Source organism: Sulfurimonas limnophila (genome assembly GCF_059705345.1).
Genome location: NZ_AP046127.1, coordinates 165,591 through 185,489 on the forward strand (window position 1 = coordinate 165,591; position 19,899 = coordinate 185,489).

At 34.0% G+C, this 19,899-nt stretch carries 15 protein-coding genes and 2 pseudogenes; 11 read left to right on the forward strand and 6 right to left on the reverse strand.

Annotation, left to right across the window (positions count from 1 at the left end; all coding sequences use genetic code 11):
• The first annotated feature begins 54 nt into the window (after nucleotides 1–54).
• Nucleotides 55–1,008, forward strand: a complete 954-nt coding sequence (locus AC6H33_RS00890; protein ID WP_497605114.1) for an NAD(P)-binding domain-containing protein — start codon at nucleotides 55–57, stop codon at nucleotides 1,006–1,008.
• A 4-nt stretch (nucleotides 1,009–1,012) separates the two neighbouring features.
• On the opposite strand, the gene AC6H33_RS00895 is transcribed toward AC6H33_RS00890, so the two are convergent.
• From AC6H33_RS00895 to topA, 6 genes are read right to left on the reverse strand one after another with little or no spacing between them, the layout of a single operon-like run.
• The gene (locus AC6H33_RS00895) at nucleotides 1,013–1,417 is read right to left on the reverse strand and encodes a thioredoxin fold domain-containing protein (RefSeq protein WP_497605115.1); all 405 of its coding nucleotides are present in this window, start codon (nucleotides 1,415–1,417) and stop codon (nucleotides 1,013–1,015) included.
• Nucleotides 1,414–1,866, reverse strand: coding sequence for a hypothetical protein (locus tag AC6H33_RS00900; RefSeq protein WP_497605116.1), 453 nt, complete (start codon nucleotides 1,864–1,866; stop codon nucleotides 1,414–1,416). The genes AC6H33_RS00895 and AC6H33_RS00900 overlap by 4 nt, the downstream gene beginning before the upstream one ends.
• Nucleotides 1,859–3,022, reverse strand: a complete 1,164-nt coding sequence (locus AC6H33_RS00905; RefSeq protein WP_497605117.1) for a cation:proton antiporter — start codon at nucleotides 3,020–3,022, stop codon at nucleotides 1,859–1,861. Before AC6H33_RS00905 ends, AC6H33_RS00900 begins: the two co-directional genes overlap by 8 nt.
• A 3-nt stretch (nucleotides 3,023–3,025) precedes the next feature.
• Entirely contained in the window at nucleotides 3,026–3,871 is an 846-nt protein-coding gene (locus AC6H33_RS00910; RefSeq protein ID WP_497605118.1) for a biotin synthase, read from the reverse strand.
• Nucleotides 3,868–4,389, reverse strand: coding sequence for a YfcE family phosphodiesterase (locus AC6H33_RS00915; RefSeq protein WP_497605119.1), 522 nt, complete (start codon nucleotides 4,387–4,389; stop codon nucleotides 3,868–3,870). Before AC6H33_RS00915 ends, AC6H33_RS00910 begins: the two co-directional genes overlap by 4 nt.
• A 4-nt stretch (nucleotides 4,390–4,393) precedes the next feature.
• Nucleotides 4,394–6,628: a type I DNA topoisomerase gene (gene topA, locus AC6H33_RS00920; RefSeq protein ID WP_497605120.1), complete on the reverse strand. Its 2,235-nt coding sequence runs from the start codon at nucleotides 6,626–6,628 to the stop codon at nucleotides 4,394–4,396.
• A gap of 208 nt (nucleotides 6,629–6,836) precedes the next feature.
• Between topA and AC6H33_RS00925 the strand changes: the two are divergent.
• The 10 genes and pseudogenes from AC6H33_RS00925 to AC6H33_RS00970 form a co-directional block, all read left to right on the forward strand.
• A pseudogene (locus AC6H33_RS00925) lies at nucleotides 6,837–7,370 on the forward strand (flagellin N-terminal helical domain-containing protein); the annotation flags it as partial.
• Between the two features lie 360 nt (nucleotides 7,371–7,730).
• Nucleotides 7,731–7,985: pseudogene (locus AC6H33_RS00930) on the forward strand (flagellin); the annotation flags it as partial.
• 150 nt (nucleotides 7,986–8,135) lie between these two features.
• Nucleotides 8,136–11,372 carry a motility associated factor glycosyltransferase family protein gene (locus tag AC6H33_RS00935; RefSeq protein ID WP_497605121.1) on the forward strand — a complete coding sequence of 1,079 codons (3,237 nt, stop codon included), beginning with the start codon at nucleotides 8,136–8,138 and terminating at the stop codon, nucleotides 11,370–11,372.
• Between the two features lie 77 nt (nucleotides 11,373–11,449).
• Complete coding sequence (locus AC6H33_RS00940; protein WP_497605122.1) at nucleotides 11,450–12,271, forward strand: CheR family methyltransferase; 822 nt, start codon at nucleotides 11,450–11,452, stop codon at nucleotides 12,269–12,271.
• Nucleotides 12,268–13,218: a polysaccharide pyruvyl transferase family protein gene (locus AC6H33_RS00945; protein WP_497605123.1), complete on the forward strand. Its 951-nt coding sequence runs from the start codon at nucleotides 12,268–12,270 to the stop codon at nucleotides 13,216–13,218. Before AC6H33_RS00940 ends, AC6H33_RS00945 begins: the two co-directional genes overlap by 4 nt.
• Nucleotides 13,215–15,779, forward strand: coding sequence for a radical SAM protein (locus AC6H33_RS00950; RefSeq protein ID WP_497605124.1), 2,565 nt, complete (start codon nucleotides 13,215–13,217; stop codon nucleotides 15,777–15,779). Before AC6H33_RS00945 ends, AC6H33_RS00950 begins: the two co-directional genes overlap by 4 nt.
• Before the next feature lie 52 nt (nucleotides 15,780–15,831).
• Nucleotides 15,832–17,022 (forward strand): glycosyltransferase family 2 protein, encoded by a 1,191-nt coding sequence (locus tag AC6H33_RS00955; RefSeq protein ID WP_497605125.1) that lies wholly within the window; start codon nucleotides 15,832–15,834, stop codon nucleotides 17,020–17,022.
• 64 nt (nucleotides 17,023–17,086) lie between these two features.
• A complete protein-coding gene (locus AC6H33_RS00960) occupies nucleotides 17,087–18,100 on the forward strand; it encodes a glycosyltransferase family 25 protein (RefSeq protein ID WP_497605126.1) in 1,014 nt (337 codons plus the stop codon).
• Entirely contained in the window at nucleotides 18,093–19,172 is a 1,080-nt protein-coding gene (locus AC6H33_RS00965; RefSeq protein ID WP_497605127.1) for a glycosyltransferase, read from the forward strand. Before AC6H33_RS00960 ends, AC6H33_RS00965 begins: the two co-directional genes overlap by 8 nt.
• A gap of 68 nt (nucleotides 19,173–19,240) precedes the next feature.
• Complete coding sequence (locus AC6H33_RS00970) at nucleotides 19,241–19,894, forward strand: methyltransferase domain-containing protein (protein ID WP_497605128.1); 654 nt, start codon at nucleotides 19,241–19,243, stop codon at nucleotides 19,892–19,894.
• Nucleotides 19,895–19,899 lie beyond the last annotated feature (5 nt).

Below are 19,899 nucleotides of genomic sequence, written 5' to 3' on the forward strand. Positions count from 1 at the left end.
TAGAATGCTTTTTTGTTGTGATATTATGCAGATACTAAAAGATAAGGATTTGCAATGGGTCATATATATAATCTTGCAATTATTGGAGCTGGACCATCAGGAATAGCAACGGCTGTTGAGAGCTATATGCTTGGAGTTAGAGATATAATCATCTTAGAAAAAGATCAAAATCACAACTCAACAATACGAAAATATTATAAAGATAACAAAAGAGTTGATAAAGATTGGAAGGGTCAAAAAGTAGAGCTTGAGGGCAAAATCTATTTTGTCGATGGAACGAAAGAGAGCACTTTAGATTTTTTTGATGAGATTTTAAATAACCACTCAGTAGAGCTAAGAACGCATACGGAGGTTCAGGGTATCAAAAAAAAGGATGGGTATTTTGAAATCTCTATCGCAGGTGATATTATAAATGCAAGATATGCAGTGGTAACTATTGGAAGAATGGGTAAGCCAAACAAGCCAGACTATAAGATACCTCAAGAGATTAAAAGCAGAGTTGGCTTTACACTTGATGGCTGTAGCGGCAATGAGAAGATTTTAGTAGTCGGCGGAGGAGATAGCGCGATAGAGTACGCTATTGATTTAAGCGCTAAAAATGAGGTTGCAATCTGTTACAGAAGAGAGACTTTTAGACGTGCAAATCCAACAAACCAAAGAGATATAGCAAATGCGATTATGCACAAAGAAGTAGAGCCAATCTTAGGTGTTGATATACTCTCTTTAGAAGATGATAATGGAAAAGTAAAAGTTCTCTTTGGCGAGAGAGAAGCGCTTGTATATGATAGAGTTATCTATGCTATTGGTGGAACAACGCCTAGCGCATTTTTGGCAAGTTCAGGGATAAAAGAGGAGGATGGCAAACCTAGCCATGATGAAAATTATGAGACAAATATAGAAGGCTTATTTGTAGCTGGGGATATAACGCAAGAGTCAGGCGGAAGTATAGCGCTTGGTTTAAATCATGGTTATGCCATAGCTAAACATATCCAAGCAGAGAAGCTTTAAAGCCCTATTGTAGGGCATCTAAGAGATTTTTAAAATCTATTTTATTTGAGAAGCCAACACTCTGATAAAATGGTTTTTCAGTAGATGCTTCTATAAAAAATGTTGTTGGAACAATTGGAACATTTAAAAAAGGAGGAAAATTTTTCTCCGCTTTGTTTATGATGAGAGGGATATATTTTGTCTTGATAGCGCTGTCTATATCAGCGTCCATAAGAGTTCTTTTTTCAAATTTTGAGCACCATGGGCAGTAGTTGGTAACCATCAAAACCATAAGATTTTTCTTCTCTTTTTTTGCCCTCTTTAGGGCAGTTTCATAGCTTGTTTCATAGCTCATAGCTGTTGCAAACTCTTTATAACCATCCGCAAAAACAAAAACGCCAAGCAGAAGTGTTAAGAGTAGAGTTTTCATAAGTTATCCTCTTTGTATTGTGCTTCAAACATATCTAAAAGCTCCTCTGCATTGTCGATAAGCTCTTCTTCTAGTTCTTGAGGAACAAAGATACGAGAGTTCATATAGGAGATCACAAAAACAGTCTCTTTTGTATCAAGACGTATAGCATTTTCTCCAAGCATCAACTCTATTTTAAGTGCTAAAGTATCGCCTACACCAATGAAGCCTATAAGAAATGCAAGTGAACGAGATGAGAAGTTTTTTGTCTCAATCCCAAGTTTTTGAGATTTTTTGATAAGCATATCTAAGATTTGCTCTTGATATTTTATATCTATTTTATCTGTATTTAACTCAACTACTGGATAATAACTCTTTATGCCAGTGAGCATAAAAGGCGTTTGAGCGCTTAGAGATGAGACAAAAAAGAGAAGAAAAAGTGTAATAAATATAGTTTTTAAGTTACTCAACTATAACCTCCTTATCCATTTTGTAGTTGTTTATCAGCTTTATTATAACCATAATAGCGATTGCTTGAAAGAGTGAAGCCAAGATAAGCGCATAGTAGTAGAGTTCAGTTATGCTGTTGCCATTGTAAGCGAGTGTTGCCATCGCTATAAGAAGTGTTAATGGCATGGAGTGTGACAAGCCCATCAAAAGGGAGTCTGTAAGTTTTAGCTCTTTTATAAAGACAAGCGAAGCGATAAGGCGCATCATAGTCATAGCAAGAGTAATCAAAAGAGCCTTTGTAATCAGTCCATCCATAAACAAGGCTTCAAGGTTAAAAGAGCTTCCTATATGAATGAAAAATATAGGGATTAAGAAACCAAAACCAAAAGAGGCAAGTTTCTCTGGAAGCTCTTTTTTATGCTCAAAAAATGTTGGTATAAAAATCCCAGCCAAAAATGCACCAAAAGCGAGTTCAAGCTTTAGGTAGAGCATAGCCCCGACTAAAATAAAAAATATCCCCATAGATAGTCTTATATCTTGCTCTTTGTTGTCGTCATGAGGCATAAGTGATGTTGCAACTGTTGGAAACCACCAAAAAAGAAGCTCAATTGCACGAAATAGCAAAAACATAAAGAGCAAGAATAGTGCAAGGGCTAGAATGGTCTGCGCAAGAGCAAAGCCCACACCAGTCTCAAGCGTTGCCGATGTTAGAGTTAAGAAACCGATACTAACTATCTCTCCTATCGCTCCCGCTGTCATAGAGAGAGTAAGCCATGGAGTTTTTCCATACTCTTTTGAGAGTGTTGCGATTAATCCAACAGAGATTAGAGGCATAAGCACCATAAAGATTTTTCCAAGCTCAAAGTAAAGTGAGATAGCAATAGAAAAAAAGTATAAAATAGCAAGATATATGATGATTTTTCGCATTAGCTCTTTTGGAGTTTTTAGGGTGCTTTTTAGGTTTATCTCTGTTCCTGCGATAAACATTAGATATAAAAATCCAAGCTCCGCAACTATTTTAAAGAGATGCTCTTCGTGTATAAGACCAATATATGCAAAAACAGAGCCAAATATAATCTCGATAGGTGTAGTTGGAAGCTTTATAAGTTTCGCAAAAAAAGGAGAAAATATAATAATAAGAGAGATAGTTACGATTAATATTATATTTTCATACATCTACTATTTTACCGAGGAAGCTATATCAAGATTTAGAGATTTTAGCATCTCCAAATCCCTCTGCATAGCCTTTCCGCTTGTTGTGAGATAGTTTCCAATAACGATAGAGTTAGCACCATGTGAAAATATCTCACTCTCTCTATCTCCAAACATAAGCTCTCTTCCACCCGCTACCATGACTCTTTGTGCATCTGGAATCATCTCTCTTGTTAGTTTTATAAGGGATAGTGCTTCATCAACACTTAGCGGATTTGGGCTAAGTTCAAGAGCTTCATTGTGATGATAAAAGTTTATCGGTACAGAAGTTGGCTTTAAACTCTCTAGCGATTTTAACATCGAGACTCTATCTTCATAACTCTCTCCAAGCCCGAAAATACCGCCACTGATGAGAACTAAACCAGCACTGTTTACATTTTGGCATGTCTCATATCTCTCATCCCAAGGGTGGGTTGTACAGATTTTAGGATAAAAATCTCTTGATGTTTCAAGATTGTGGTTATATGCCTTGATGCCAGAAGCCTTAAGCGTTAGAAGTTGCTCTATCGTTGCTGTTCCATTGCATGCTATAAGTCTTAGCTCTGGAAGCTCTTTTGTTAAAACTTCTGCAATTGAGCAGACAAAACTTAGCGTTTTATCGTTTAAGCCTTTATCAGAAGTTACAAGGCAGAAACCAAGAGCACCGTTAGAATAGGCATTATGCGCCTCTTTAAGGATTAGTGACATCTCTTTTTGCTTATAGCGCTCAATGTCTGCTTTATAACGTACGCTTTGAGAACAAAATTTACAATCTTCATTGCACGTACCACTGTTTATGTTACAGATAGAGCATAAAAATATTTTTTGATTCACTTTTTTTCTCTTATATACTTAAAATTTTTCTTCTCTATTGTATCGCTTTTATTTTCTCTTGTGTATCTAGCAATCTTATAGCTTTTTTCTTCTACTTCAAGCATTATCCACTCTGATGTAGGCTTGTTTCTAGCACAAACTTCTCCAGAGTTAACAAAGAGAGTGTTGTTTACAAACTCCAAAGAGAACTCATGTGTATGACCAAAAACTACAACGTCTGCATCAGGTGCCATGTAAAATGGAAGGTGCATAAGTTTAAACTTTGTATCTGCTAACTTAAAATAGTATGGCTCTTGAACTAGGTTAAACTGAGTGTGAAACTCCGCTAGATGAGCATCGTTGTTTCCATAAACCGCTACATATTCAACACCGCTCTCATGCAAAAGATTAAGAATTTCAACATCTACAATATCCCCAGCATGAATTATAAACTCTGCGCCATCCTCGATTAGAGTATTTATGGCACGTCGTGCTTTTTTTACTTTTGTATGAGTATCTGAGATGATGCCTATCTTCATTTTTTTACTCTGTTACTATCTCTTGTGCTGGAGTTTTTGCTTTACACTTTAAACACTCATAAATCTCTTTGCCTCTAAATACTCTAAAGGCTAGTGCGCCATCACACTCAGCCTCTTTACACTTATATTTTGATGGTTCAAACTTTGAGATAAATTTACATTTTGGGTAGTTTTCACATCCCCAAAATGGTCCTCGTCTTGAGTTTTTAAGGCTTATTTTACCGCCACAATCAGGACATGGCGTTTCACTTATCTTCTCTTGCACATTTATACTTTTTGTATTTTTACAATCAGGATAACCGCTACATGCTAAGAATTGGCCATTTCTTCCATTTTTAACGACCATCTCTTTTCCACACTTGTCACATATCTCATCACTTGAAGATGATGGTTGTGCACCCTCTTCGCCTTCTTTTTTTTCGCCCTCAACCTGTTCTGTATATTTACACTTCGGAAAACCGCTACATGCGATAAATTCGCCAAATCGCCCAGAGCGTAAAAGTAGCTCTTCGCCACATTTCGGACAAGCTCTTCCAAGAGGTTTTGCTGTTTTTAGAGATACTATGTTTGTTTTTCCCTCTTCAACTTGAATAGAAAAATCGCCATAAAAATCACTAAGAAGTTTTTGCCAATCATTCTCTCCCTCTGCTATCTCATCTAGTTTCTCTTCCATGTTTGCTGTAAATGAGACATCAACGATGTTTGAGAAGTTTTTCTCTAAAATCTCTGTAACTGTAAAAGCCATCTCAGTTGGGATTATCTGCTTTTTTTCTATGGTTACGTAAGTTCTATTACTAAGAGTTGCTATGGTTGGAGCATAAGTAGAAGGACGACCGATTCCCTCGCTCTCAAGTTTTTTGATAAGTGCTGCTTCAGAGTAACGAGCTGGTGGCTCTGTAAAGTGTTGAGTCGGCTCTATCTTTTGGATTTTAGCCTCTTGCCCTTCGCTTAGAGCTGGAAGAAGTTTATCCTTATCTTCGGCTCCTGTAAGTGCGTAAAAACCATCAAATGTAAGTTTTCTGCCAATTGCCTTGTATTCGTTATTTGCTCCGCTAAAGATTATGCTTTGTTGCTCAAAAATAGCGTCATTCATCTGACATGACATAAAACGCTCATAAATAAGGCGATAGAGTTTTATCTCATCTGGTTTTAAAAATGAAGATGCTACTTCAGGAGTAAAAGCTAACATTGTAGGGCGGATAGCTTCGTGAGCCTCTTGTGCACCTTTTGCTTTTTTATTGTAAACTTTAGGCTCATCAGGGAGATATTTTTTGCCAAATCTGCTCTCAATTACGCCACGAACAGCAGTTAGCGCTTCATGAGCTAAGTTTAGGGAGTCTGTTCTCATATAGGTTATAACACCGCTTGTTCCGCTTGGAGTTTTAACACCCTCATAAAGAGTCTGTGCAACCATCATTGTTTTTTTAGGAGTAAATCCTAGTTTGCTTGAAGCCACTTGTTGAAGTGTTGAAGTCATAAATGGCGGTGGAGTAGCACTTCTTCTCTCTTTGGTTTCTATCTTTGAGATAATAAAACTATCTTCTTTTACACTTTGTACAATTAAAGATGCTTGTGCTTTATCTGTTATTGATAGTTTTGATAGCTTATCCCCTTTGTGAGATACAAGAGAAGCCTCTATATCTTTTGCAAAAAGAGTGTCAATTGTCCAGTACTCCTCTGCTTTAAATGCTCTAATCTCACGCTCACGGTCTACTACAAGCTTAAGTGTAGATGACTGAACACGTCCAGCAGATAGTCCTTTTTGGATTTTTGAGCTAAGAAGCGGAGAGAGTTTATAACCCACAACACGGTCAAGAATACGGCGTGCTTGTTGAGCGTTTACCATATTCATATCTATCTTTCTAGCATTTAAAAGTGCGTTGTTTATAGCGGTTTTTGTTATCTCATGAAAGACTATACGAGGAAGTGTCTGGGGGTCCTTTTTTATAGCATGTGCTATATGCCATCCTATCGCCTCTCCCTCACGGTCCTCATCGGTTGCGATATAGATGGTATCGCACTTCTTTGCTAGAGTAGTTATCTCTTTTACGGTAGCAGCGTTCTCTTTTGCAACGCTGTAAGCAGGGATTAGATGAGAGTTCTCATCTATGCTTATTCCAAAACGTGATTTTGGTAGATCTCGTATATGCCCCTTTGAAGCAACAACCTCATAATCCTTGCCAAGGAAGTTTTTTATGGTCTTAGCTTTTGCGGGTGATTCAACGATAATTAGGTTCAAATGGCATTCCTATATATATAGTATAGTTCTTTTTAAGTCTGGAAGTGTAGCAAAAAAAAAATTAATAGAAGAAGATAAAGATTTTAAAAAAAATATTTCTAAAAATATTAAAGTTATTTTTTTGAGTGTCGATTTAGTTAACATCAAGGCAAGGAAGCCGAGATAAAATTAACTTAGAGCGTAAGGCTCTACCCGAAAAGGATTTATTATGGGATTTAGAATTAATACAAACGTTGCGGCTTTAGACGCACATAGAAATGCTAATATGAACAATGTTGGACTTGATAAAAGTCTTAAGTCTTTAAGTTCAGGTCTTCGTATCAACACAGCAGCAGATGATGCTTCTGGTCTTGCTATTGCAAATCAGCTTCGTTCTCAGTCAACAGGTCTTGGACAAGCGGTTAGAAATGCTAATGATGGTATCGGTGTTACGCAAACTGCAGACGGTGCACTTGAAGAGTATGAGGGGATTATCAACACTGTAAGAACCAAAGCTATTCAAGCAGCATCTGATGGTCAAACAACTGAAACGCGTGCAGCAATCCAAAAAGATATCGATCGTCTTTTGGAAGAGGCGCAAAACATTGCATCTACTACGTCTTTCAATGGTCAAACACTTTTAAATGGTGCGTATGAAAATAAAGATTTTCATATTGGTGCATATAGTGGTGAAACAGTTAAGGTTAGTATTGATGATACACAGATACATAAAGTAGGTGAGTTTGCTATGACAACTGGTACTACTGCTATTGCGTCAGGTGCTCTAACTACTACGTTAACAGCGACTTTAGCAGGTAAAACAGCGGCAACATTTACGTTGGGTACAACAGTTTCCAGTGCTGATTCAACTAGTTTGGATAATGCTCAAGCACTTGCGGATGGTTTTAATGCTTATTCTCAAGAGAAAGATTCAGGTATCCGTGCTAGCGTTGTTGAGACGTCAACAGCTGGAACATATACTATTAGATTGGATGCAGCGGAAGCAATTGATGTTACTTCTGATGCAAGCACGGGTGTGGCTGATGCAACTAAAGATTTTGTTAATGCGCTAAGTACTATTGACGTTGAGTCACGTGATGGAGCGGAAAAGGCTATTATTACAGCCGATTATGCATTGAAAAATTTAGATACGATACGTTCGGATCTTGGTTCGGTTCAAAATCAGCTTGAGTCAACTATCCGTAACATTTCTGTTACACAGGTCAATGTTGCAGCGGCTGAGTCAGGAATCCGTGATGTTGACTTCGCAGCAGAGTCAGCAACTTTTGCAAAACACAACATTCTTGCTCAGTCAGGCGCTTACGCTATGAGTCAAGCAAATGCTGTACAGCAAAACGTTCTTAGACTACTTCAGTAGTTTAAGTAAAGCAGCTTAGGCTGCAAGAACGTTTTTTATGCCCGCACACCGCGGGCATTTTTCTTTTTTAAACTTTTTTTATGAAGTAATAGTGAGTTAAACAATGTAGCGCTATAATGCGCTGTTTTTTAACTAGCGATTTGGACTAAAATGACTATTTTTCAAAAAAATCTCCAAGCACTCTCAGAAAATCAATCTGAATTATCACAAAAAGTTTCTTCCATCCAAACCAATGTTATATATGAAGTTTTTACCGATAACAATCCCATTAACACTAATTTTTTAGACAACAAAACACAAACTCCCATCTACACTAAAAGTCCCGCAGAGGAGACGATAGAGCAGTTTCAAACATACGACAGCTTCTCCTACTATCCATACCTCTACTTCTTTGGTCTTGGCAATGGCATGCTTTACAAAGCTTTGTTAGAAAACCAGAGATTAAAGAAGCTTACTATTTTTGAACCTGAACTTGAGATGATTTATGTCGTTTTAAATCTTGTAGATTTTTCACAAGAACTTCGTGATGGAAGGTTGCTCCTTCTCTACTCCAAAGATGTGACGCTGGATGTAATGACTCATGTTATGGAAGAAGCCAAGCTTTTTATGAAAACGTATGATCTGCATCAGCTACTTCCTTACTATGATTATGCACATGAAGAGATGGTGCGAATCAACAAACTTAACCTTCGTGCGATGCAGTATGTTTTGTATTCACTAGGCAATGACCCTAAAGATGCGCTAGAAGGGGTGGAAAATTTTATAGCAAATCTGCCAGATATGGTGCAAAACCCAAAACTTAGCGATGCGCTTCGTGCTATTAAAAAGAGTAAAACAGCCATCATCGTATCTACTGGACCCTCTTTGGCAAAACAGCTTCCACTTCTTAAAGAGATTGCGCCGTATGTCACCATCATCTGTATCGATGCGAGTTTCCCCATCCTTTATCGCCACAGCATTAAGCCCGATGTCGTAGTTTCGCTGGAGCGAGTTGTCACGACATCTGCGTTTTACAAAAATGTTCCAACTGATTTTTATGAAGGAGTTCTCTTCTTCATCTCATCTTTGGCACATAAAGGATTGCTCCATAGCCTTGAGAGAGGGATTGTGCAGCTAAGCATGCGACCATTTGGCTATATGTCCTACTTTGGACTTGATGAATGGGGGTATATCGGCATCGGGTCAAGTGCCGCAAACATGGCGTTTGAAATCGCTTTTCATGCAAAATTTGAAAATGTAGTGTTCATCGGGCAGGATTTGGCTTACGGTGCGGATGGAAAATCACACTCTGCAAATCACATTTTTGGGGAAAATGAGATTCATGCCTCACGAGAATACATCCAAATCGAAGGCTACGGCGGAGGACACACTGTCGCAACGACATCAGCATGGAAAAATTTTCTTGATTTTTTTGAGAGAAACATCCCGCTTGTAAATGCCCAAATATGGGTAATCAATGCCACAGAAGGGGGTGCACGTATCCATGGGACGATTGAGCAGCCTTTTGCAGAAGTGGCGAAAGAGATTTTAGCGACCAAACATCCAAAGCTCTCTCCTGCTTTGAGTGCTCCCGACACAAAAGAGGTTGGAAAAAATATCCAAAAGATTGAGCAAAAAATTGCCGAGTATCTGTCGTATGGGCAAAAAGTACAAAAACAGATAGAAGCGGTCTTTTTAAATGTCGCTGAGTATTTAAAAAATTACGAAGAGATAGATTTACAAAACACAGCTCTCTCCCCGCTTGAAGTTTTGGTTGCGCAGATTGACACCATAAAAGCTCTGCTTGATGATAGTACATTTACACAACTTTTTCATGAGAGCTATAAGTCGGTGACGATACAGCAAGAGATAGAAAATGCGCCCATACGAGTAATGCCTGAAGATACAGAGCAAGAGAAAAAAGAGAAATATTTTTTATGGGTAAAAGCGCATAGACAGTGGCTCTTTTTTCTCGCAGGAGCTGTAAATGCAACGCTAGGAAGCATAGAGAGAGGAAAAAGCAGTTGGAGCAAAAAGAAGTGTTTTGTCTCCAAAGTGACACTAAAAAACAACTACCTCTGGGGATACATTTACGATATTTACTCCCCATCAGAGAACTTAACGGTCGAGATTTGCATGGATGATGCGCCGATTGTAGAAATGATAGCAAATCGTCCTCAAGCAGCTCTTCAGATACTAAGTGAAGAAAATCGCCATCATGGTTTTTTAGTGGAGATGCCCGTAGAGTTTTTTGATGCAAAACCCCATACGCTGATACTACGAGAAGCTACTACAAAAGAGATGCTCAAATACGGATATGCAAAGTTTCAACTGAGTGAAGCCGATAAGATTCAAGGCAGTGCTGTGTCACGTAACCATGTACTCTATAGCGGCTGGTGCAAAAAAGTAGGCTCAAGTGAAAAACAGCTGGTCAATGTCAACATCGATGAGCAACACGTCGATACGGTAATCGCAAATCGAGCTATACCTGCGTTTAAACACCTACACGGAGACGAAAAACACGGATTTGAGTTCATCATCCCAGAGGCTTACTTTGATGCAAAAGAGCACACTATCAAGTTCACTCCAGTCGCAAACCCTTTAGCTATGAAAGAGAATGAAGATACATTTGTTCTGGGTGAAGCAGATTTGGGAAAACAACGAGAAGCGATGTTCCTACGCTCACTAGAAGAGGTAGACCCAGAGAAGATCAAAGATGTGTACTGCCCAAATGCGATAGGGTTTTTGATGATTGATAAGTATTTTGATAGTTGTTATATTGGGTATTTGCAGAAATTAATGCAATATTTTTCAGATAAAATTTTTAAAGGGGTATGCTTTACTGATAAACAAAAGAAAATCTGTTTAGACCAGTTTAGTGACTATGCAAATTTTCAAATTATTAGTCCACAAGATATTTATGAATTAGCCAATAATATTGAAATTTTAAGTATAGATTTTAGAATAATGCATGAAAAAAATTCGAGATATCAAAGTTTAATTAAGTCTTTTATTGCATCATCTGATTCGATTTTTGTTTCTTTGTACAATGGTACACCTGTGGATAAGCCAGTTCTTAAAAACTCTTATCTTTACGAAGATAATATTGTTGTGAATAGTGTGAATGAACACATTTTAGAGACACTTGGCATAGACAATCAAATACGTGAATTGGCTAATAATAATTTTTGGCTAAGTATCTTAATTTGGGCTAGTCAAAAGAAAATTGTTGATTATCAAATTAATAGGCAGTTGGATAAATTCACTTTTTATTTTTATGATTTAATTGAGTTGAGTTTAAAATATTCTTGTTTCAAAATGATATTGATTGTGGTAAATACAATGAAGTTAGATATGAAAAACGACATCTTAGATATCATACTGATGAAGTTAAAAATAATGGATTAGAATATTAAAAAATAAAAATAATTAAGATTGATCATTTATTTAAAGTGTTTAATTTAAAAAAGAGGAGAAATGTTTTATTGGTAAGTTTTATTGGAACTTCAGAAATTGTAAAGTATAGAATATTTAAATTTTTTCTTTTTTTTGGAATCAATATTTTTAAATCAAAATATGATTTAATACCCCAAGCTACAAGATTTATGAGAAATATACCATTGCTTGAGAATATATTTGAATTACTAAAACTAGAAAATAAAGAAATAAGATGTTTTTTTCATGCCGCTAGTACAGGAGAAGAAGTATATAGTTTTTTAATTTTTAATGACTTGTATTATAAATTAAAGGTGAATGTCATAGCTGGCGAATATGAAAAAACAGCATATGAAAAAATCAAGGAAGCAATGTATACTAGAGATATTATAGAAAAAAACAATAAAGTATATTTAAATAGTGAATTTTTACAATATTTCATTAAAAAAGAAGAAAATTATCATATTTGTGATGAAGTAAAAAGAAAATTAGCAAAAGTTCTATTATGTGATTACATAAAAATGGATGATAAATTCATTCATGAGTATACTTCCGATATAGTATTTTGTAATAATACATTACTTTACCATGAGCATAATATACAAAAAAAGGTGCTTGAAAAGCTATGTGTTCAGTCAAAAAAGTATTTGGTGATTACTGGTGCGGAAAATAAAGTCTTAGAAAATGTATTAGTTAGGTATGGTTTTTATCCATATAAAAAAGATTGGGAATTGATTTATGATAATTGGAAGTTGAGAAGAAGAGTTTCTGGGCGAATATATCCAACACCTACTACACCATACTTGACAGATGATGATAAAAACAAAGATCATTATTTTAAGTATTCAATTTTTATAAAGAAAGAGCTATGAAAAATGTAATTATTCTAAATGATACTCGAAGAGAAAAAACACATATTGGTTGTAGGCATGTTATGGAGAATCTACTACTTTTGTGCGAAAAATATTACTTGAAAATTGATAGCACTTATCAGCAGTTAGATTTAAAAGAGTTTGATGAGATACAGATTAAAGCAGTTAAACTAGATGCTATTATTGTGAATGGTGAAGGAACCTTTCATGATGATCAGGCAACAGCTGTAAATATCGTAAAAGCTGTAATGATTGCAAAACAAGCAAATAGCAATTTAAAGGTATATTTAATAAATACCGTATGGCAAAATAATATGATTTTGGATCATTTTACAGGATTGTTTGATTTGATTTTTGTTCGAGATGATTATTCTAAAAAATTTTTACTATTAAACAATGTTTCTTCAACCGTTGTTCCTGATTTGATTTTTTATGGAAATCCTAATATGTTTACAGACAATCGGTTTGATGTTGTAGTCATTGATAGTGTAATAAATAGAAATGCAAAAAAATTAGCAAGATTTGCTGTAACTTATTTTCTACCTTTTTACAGAATGGGAACCAGTAGACTTGATCAACAACTTAGGGATGAATTAATACAAACAATAGGTGGAGAAAGGGTATTGTATGGAGACAGTGTTATTTATAATTCACGCATGGTAGTAACAGGAAGATTTCATGTAGTTTGTTTGGCATTGATGTATAAAGTATATTTTCAATATTTGCCTTCAAATACACATAAAATAGAAGCATTAATTGATGAAATTGGATTAAATCGTGATATTTTCGAATTAAATTTTGAAAAAATAGAGAATTTAAATCCAAGACGAACTTATCAGTATACAGAGACGGAGTTAATTTTAATTAATAAATTTCTTCAAACTGCAAAATATAGAATTGAGAATATGTTTGAGCAAATAATTAATCATCTTGAAGCCGATACATGAAAATTGTTTTTTTTATAACCTCTAAAAAACATTTAGACTATATAAGATTAGTGAAGACATCAGAACTTTTTCTTCAAACTGAAATATTAATCATTTCGGACTGTATCGTAGATAGTGCTGTAAAAGAATGTGGGGCAGTAGTGGATTTTGAGCCAGATAAAATTGTGTTGTTTATGGCTTATCCAAAAAACGAAGTTTTGAAACTTCAAGAATATGCATTGGAAAAAAATATACCATGTATTGGTGTACAAGAGGTACATCAAATGAGTTTGACTCACTCTAGAGTAAACCACTATTTTTCTCCACTAGATAAACTCATTGTTAATTCTAATCATGAAAAAAACTTATTATCTTCAGTTAGTATATATTGCACAGATGTAAAAGTAGCAGGATTTGGTTTTGTAGAGCCAAATATTGCAGATTCAAGTATTTTGTCGAGCAGTAAAAAAGCACTATTGTTTTTGTCTCCATTAATGGTTGATGATATGGTATCTGACGAGACTTTTGAACGCAGAAAAACAAATATCGAAAAAACTTGCAGTATGTTAGGAAAAGAATGGACGTTATTTATTAAGTTTCATCCCATAGATGTACACAAATATATTGATCCACTTCTAATTAACAATGGTGTCAAAATATTAACTCTGAATAAAGAAGAGGATGTTAAAGACTTTTTAGATATCTACGACATTTATTTTAATTATGGCAATTCACAAACTACATTTGATGTATTATCACACAATAAGTCTCTTTGTATATTAGATGAAAACAATAGCTTTTTTCCTAAACATATGATTTACAAAAAAAATATGTCTGTAGAAGATTTTTTATTGGCATATAATACTAAGGATTGCCAGTTTGTATTAAAAGAGTTTTTATTTGAAAATCTTCAAAAGGGCAAAGACAAGAAAAGAGCTCTAAATTATGTTGCAGATGAAATAAGGAGTGGTATTACAATACAAAGGGATGAAGAAAGATTTGCATTACATTTGGCATTACTTTATTTAATCAATAATAATATAGACAAAACAATGTGTCTTATAAATAAATTCTGTACGAAGCAAATTTTGAAAAAAATAATTATTCATTTTATATATAGTAGGAATTACTTAACATATAAGTTTCTTGCTTTTTATTTTAGAAAAGATTTTTTGTTGGTCTATTATTTTGGCATGTTGGTTGCAGCTTCAAGTGTCATAAAACCTCAAGGAGGTTATGTTCCATATTTTTTCAAAAGAAAATCTATTATTCTTAAGCCAGTGTTTTTTGTATCGGCATTTAAACAGGCGACTATATATAAAAAATATAGGTTATTAAAAAGAGATTTCTACAGGTTTTTAGCGTCCTATAAAAAGTTTAAAACTTTATTGCCGAAAGATCTTCGTACAAGATTTTTAGTATTGCCTACTACATATCGGTGTGATTTGAGCTGTTGTATGTGTACGTGTCCTCAACAGGCTAAAGAGATTGGAGAGATGGACCTCGATCAAATAGCAGTTGTGATCAAAAATTTTGGATCAGAGATTGAGCATGTGAACTTGACAGGTGGTGAGCTTTTCCTTCGTGAAGATATTGAAAAGATTGTTGAGTTACTATTAAGTAGTGGTACTAAAACTATAGGTGTATCATCTAATTTTTTTGCCAAGTATATTTCTGCATTTAGATTTCTTACTCTTGTAGAAAAATATCCAGCGATACGATGGTCGATTCAGACATCCCTTGATGGAGATGAGGAAGTTCATAATCAAGTGAGAAACAATAAAAAAGCTTTTCAAAATACTTATGAGACCCTTAGACTTTTAAAGTCATATCAATCCAGATTAAAATTTGGCTTATCTGTCAATACAACAGTTAGTCCTATCAATATATCTTCTGTCAGAGAAGTTGAGTCTAAATTAGCAGATATCAAGATTCCAATGGGATATACATATGCGATAGATTCAGATGTATATATTAACTCGGATAACAGTAAAGTTTCACATCGTTTACATGAGAATGAATACATTAGCGCATTGAAAAAACTTTCAAAAGAGCTATTTTTGACCAGAAAAGATCTTTTTTCATTAGATGTGTATTTAATGCTACATAGATATGCAAGATTTTCTCCATGTTCGTTCTACTATGGAGGATATTTTTTGGAACCAAGTGGTGAAGTGTATAAATGTTCTGTAAGTAAACGATCTTATTTATGCAATGGGCTTACTCAATGTTTACCTGAAAAATCTGATATAGAAAAAGTTGTTAGAGATTTACAAAAAAAAGAATGTGATTTTTGTATGAATAATTGTGGTAACGCATTGTATTCCTCAGAGTATAGAGATTTTTATAATTCAAGTTTTATTCGAAGTCGAACAAAAATATATGTAGATACAAAAGAAAATGATTTTATAACTACAAATTCCTTGCGGCAACAAGGCTTAGATGTGCATAAATATAATAGAGAAAGTCTAGAAGAAAATGAATTGGTACTCTATACAAAGTTTTCTGAATTTTTTGAGAAGAATGATGATTTGTTGCATTATATATTGATACCTGTTGGAGGTTTAAGCTATGCAATATAGTTTAATGAAATATGTCAATAAAACGATTTAAAGATTTGTTAGGTGTGAATCTATGGTAAAAATTACTGTACTTATGCCAGTTTATAATGCTGAAAAATATCTTAAAGAAGCAATCGAAAGTGTATTAAATCAAAGTTTTACAGACTTTGAATTTATTATTATCAATGATTGTTCAAGTGATGATAGTAAAAGTATAATTTGTTCATTTCATGATAGTCGTATTAAATACTTTGAAAATACTGATAATCTTGGAGTAGCTAATTCTCTAAATCAAGGGCTTTCTTTGGCACAAGGAGATTATATTGTACGCATGGATTCAGACGATATAGCTTTGCCTGACAGATTCGAAAAGTTAATTTTTTATATGAATAATCATCCAGATGTCTCAATATGTGGTAGCTGGATTGAGTATATAGGTCTTAAAAAAGAAAAGCATTTGTGGTTCACTTACGAGGAGCACAATGATATTAAGACGGCTTTATTATTTGGAAATGCGATAGCTCATCCTGCGGTCATACTTAAAAGAGATATATTTCTTAAAAACCAGGAGTTTTACAATCCTTTGTTTTCTAAAAGTGAAGATTATGAACTATGGACTCGTTTAATTTTCAAGCTTAAATTTGCTAATTTACAAGAATCCTTATTGAAATATAGATTACATGATGAACAATCAAGTAAAAAAATTCAATATATTGGTGATGATCAGGTTGAAAGAATCAAACAGCAGTATCAGAAAGGTATTTTAAAAAAGATTGGATTAGATATAAGTTATATGGATATCCTAGAGGATCTACGCAAAAAAGATATTAAGAACTATTGTAAAACAAAAATACTGATTGAAACTATGAGTAAGAATGCTTTTAATAAAAATATTTTGTTAAGTGGTATGAATTTTAATCGAAATTCTTTTTATTATATGAGAGATAATATCGACGTGGGGGTAAATCAGATTGCTGAACTTCTGATTAATATTTTTTGCGGTTCTGAAGTAGTGCTAATTGGATATGGAACGCTGGGAAAAAAAATTCATAATGTGCTTTTAGATAAGATTAATTTTTGTGCGATTGCAGATAAAAATATATCCGAAGATGGAGACATATGCAATCTTATTAGTAAATTAGATAAGTGCTATAAATATACATTCTTAATGAGTATTCTATCTATTGATGAACATATAAAGATTGAAAAGTATATCAAAATCAACTTTGAACATTCTACAATTATTGGTTTTTATATCTCATAAGATGGATATTGGTAGCTTTGTTTTGGCTCAAAAGTTGGAAAAGATGAACTGGAAGGGATTTTTAATGAAAGTTTTTATTGTTAATTTAGCTCAAGATGAATTGCGTAGAAAACACATGAAAACGCTAATAGAATCATTAGGACTGTCATATGAGTTTATCAATGCGATTTATGGAAAATCCCTCTCAAATATTACTGATTATGTGGAAAAAGGTAAGGAGAAATCGATTAGCTTGATTGGACGAGAGCTTGTGCCTGGTGAAATCGGATGCATTTTAAGTCATCATCTTATATATAATAAAATGATAGAGAATCATATTGAAATGGCATTGATTCTTGAAGATGATATTGAGATATTGTCCGATATTAATCATATAATTGCTCAAATTAAAATATTTAAAGATGATTGGGATGTTGTTTTACTGGGTTATCATGGGGTTTCTTCTAGAGCGCATGTTGACCTTTCGGGAATACATGTTAAGGATTTTAATCAGCAATATCAAATCAAGCAATTAGCTGAAACGGCACACGGCACATATGGGTATGTTATCTCTTTGGAAGGTGCAAAAAAAATTCTAAAACAAAGTGTAGATTTTATTTTACCAATTGATCATTACACAGGCGATGTCATCACCAACAATGTTTATGGTGTATATCCGCAAGTGGTGAGAATCAAAAATGAATTAAGTGATCAAAGTTTGTTAACTGTAGAACGTGAAGAATTGAGACAAAAGTATAGATTTAAAAAAGTTTACAAGTATTATGAATTACTGAAACCAGAAATAGACAAAAGAGCTACAAGCCAAATTATTTTATATGGATTTAACGACTTGGCAAAATTAATATATCTCAAGTATCATAATGATATTCATGCTATTTTGGATCAACAAAAATATGGTCAATGGTATGAGAATATGAAAGTTATGACAATAGACGAGATAAAAATAAATAATTTTGTATTTATTATTTGTGCAATTAATAGTAATGCTATTGAAGAAATTACAAATATTATTATGAAATATTACAAGGAAGCAACGATAATTAGTTGGCTTGAACCTAAAAGGATTGCCTATGCATGAGATGCCATTGGTATCTATCATCGTTACAACTAGAAATAGATCTGAATTATTAAAAAAGTGTTTAACATCGCTAATATGCCAGACATATAAAAATATAGAAATTATTATTGTTGATGATGCATCGTCTGATTCAACGCAGGATGTGATTGAATCATTTCAAAAAGTAGATAATAGAATTTTAACTTTAGCTACTAAATGCCCTATGGGGGCAAATGTTTGTCGAAATAAAGCGATTAAAGTAGCAAATGGTGATTTTATTGCAGGGATTGATGATGATGACGAATTTTTGCATTTCAGAATAGAAGCGCTTATAAAAGAATATGACGATAATTTTGCATTTATTACGTCCAACAATTTAATCGTAAGTGATGTAGACACAAACTGGGTGAGTAATATCCCAAGGTGGGTGTCGGTAGATCAGATGATGCGTAATAATATTATCATGAATCAAGGGCTCATTAAAAAGCAAAGAATTATTGAGGTGGGTTGGTATGATGAAGCGTTGACTGCTTGTCAAGATTATGATATGTGGATGAGGCTGATGTTGAAATATGGTCACGTTAAAGTGCTTAAACAAGTGACGCAAATTATTAATCAATATCAAAACATAGTGAGGATATCAACTAATTCAAAAACGAAAAAAAATGGTTATTTAAAATTTTATCAAAAATATAAGAAATTAATGAATAAGACTGAGCGATTAGTCCATTTGAATAGGATTTATAATATCCGCAAAAATATAAAGAGTTCTCATCAGTTATTAATTAAACTAGGAATATTTAATATTCGAAGACTCGGTTTGGATTCGATTAGCGTGTATGGTTCTGGGGGAATTTTTGAAGAAATGTATCGTAGTTTAATAGCTGAGAATATTCAAATCAACTGTGTCGTCGAAACATTACCATCCAAAACGCACGCCAGCTTTGGGTATCCCATAGAAAAAATTGGGGATGTTCTGAGCAAGGGAGAAAAAAATTTTATTATCGCTTCTTTAGTCTTTTATGATGAAATTAAGGAGACAATACTTGTACAAAGTCAAATGCAGGGGTTGATTGGGATAAATGTTATATAAGATCGTATCAATAAGTTGTCTAATGATCCAAATATCGTGTAAAATCAATCATTATAAAAAGGATGAAGATGCAACCAAACTATAAAAATAACTCAGAACTTGAGTATTGGAAAAAAAGGTTTAGAGCAGAAGGTAATACTTTTCAAAACAGTTGGTATAAGAAGCACATGTTAGATATGGTAAATTCTGGTGAATCTTTTTTTTGTGATAAAGTTATTGCAGATTTTGGATGTGGACCCCGTGGAAGTTTGGATTGGCTGAAAAATTCAAAATTGAATATTGGCATAGATGTTAATGTTGGATTGTATGCAGATAACTTTAAAAGTGGATTTTTAAATAAAAATATGATATTTATACAATCCACTGAAAATACGGTTCCGTTACCCGATAACTATATAGATGTATTGTTAACAATGAATGCATTGGATCATGTTGACAATTTATCTGAGATGTGTTTAGAACTTTTACGTATACTCAAGCCAGATGGTATTTTTGCAGCTTATTTCAATTTAGAAGAGCCTGCCACTTCCTGTGAACCTCAATGTTTGAGTGAAACATTACTTCATGAAGTACTTTTTTCTAAATTAAATATCATTCACTATAAAACCGCTATTGTTCCTGAACCTCCACATACAAGATACGATGCACTTCACAATGAAGGATTTCAAGAATATGTAGCAGGAGAAGAAGGAGTTTTATGGGTGCTAGCCACTAAAAAATAAATTGA

Excerpts from the sequence above, each read along its gene's own strand:
- AC6H33_RS00890 (WP_497605114.1), top strand. The coding sequence starts at position 55 with ATGGGTCATATATATAATCTTGCAATTATTGGAGCTGGACCATCAGGA.
- AC6H33_RS00895 (WP_497605115.1), bottom strand. The coding sequence starts at position 1,417 with ATGAAAACTCTACTCTTAACACTTCTGCTTGGCGTTTTTGTTTTTGCG.
- AC6H33_RS00905 (WP_497605117.1), bottom strand. The coding sequence starts at position 3,022 with ATGTATGAAAATATAATATTAATCGTAACTATCTCTCTTATTATTATA.
- AC6H33_RS00915 (WP_497605119.1), bottom strand. The coding sequence starts at position 4,389 with ATGAAGATAGGCATCATCTCAGATACTCATACAAAAGTAAAAAAAGCA.
- AC6H33_RS00935 (WP_497605121.1), top strand. The coding sequence starts at position 8,136 with ATGACTATTTTTCAAAAAAATCTCCAAGCACTCTCAGAAAATCAATCT.
- AC6H33_RS00945 (WP_497605123.1), top strand. The coding sequence starts at position 12,268 with ATGAAAAATGTAATTATTCTAAATGATACTCGAAGAGAAAAAACACAT.
- AC6H33_RS00950 (WP_497605124.1), top strand. The coding sequence starts at position 13,215 with ATGAAAATTGTTTTTTTTATAACCTCTAAAAAACATTTAGACTATATA.
- AC6H33_RS00955 (WP_497605125.1), top strand. The coding sequence starts at position 15,832 with ATGGTAAAAATTACTGTACTTATGCCAGTTTATAATGCTGAAAAATAT.
- AC6H33_RS00960 (WP_497605126.1), top strand. The coding sequence starts at position 17,087 with ATGAAAGTTTTTATTGTTAATTTAGCTCAAGATGAATTGCGTAGAAAA.
- AC6H33_RS00965 (WP_497605127.1), top strand. The coding sequence starts at position 18,093 with ATGCATGAGATGCCATTGGTATCTATCATCGTTACAACTAGAAATAGA.
- AC6H33_RS00970 (WP_497605128.1), top strand. The coding sequence starts at position 19,241 with ATGCAACCAAACTATAAAAATAACTCAGAACTTGAGTATTGGAAAAAA.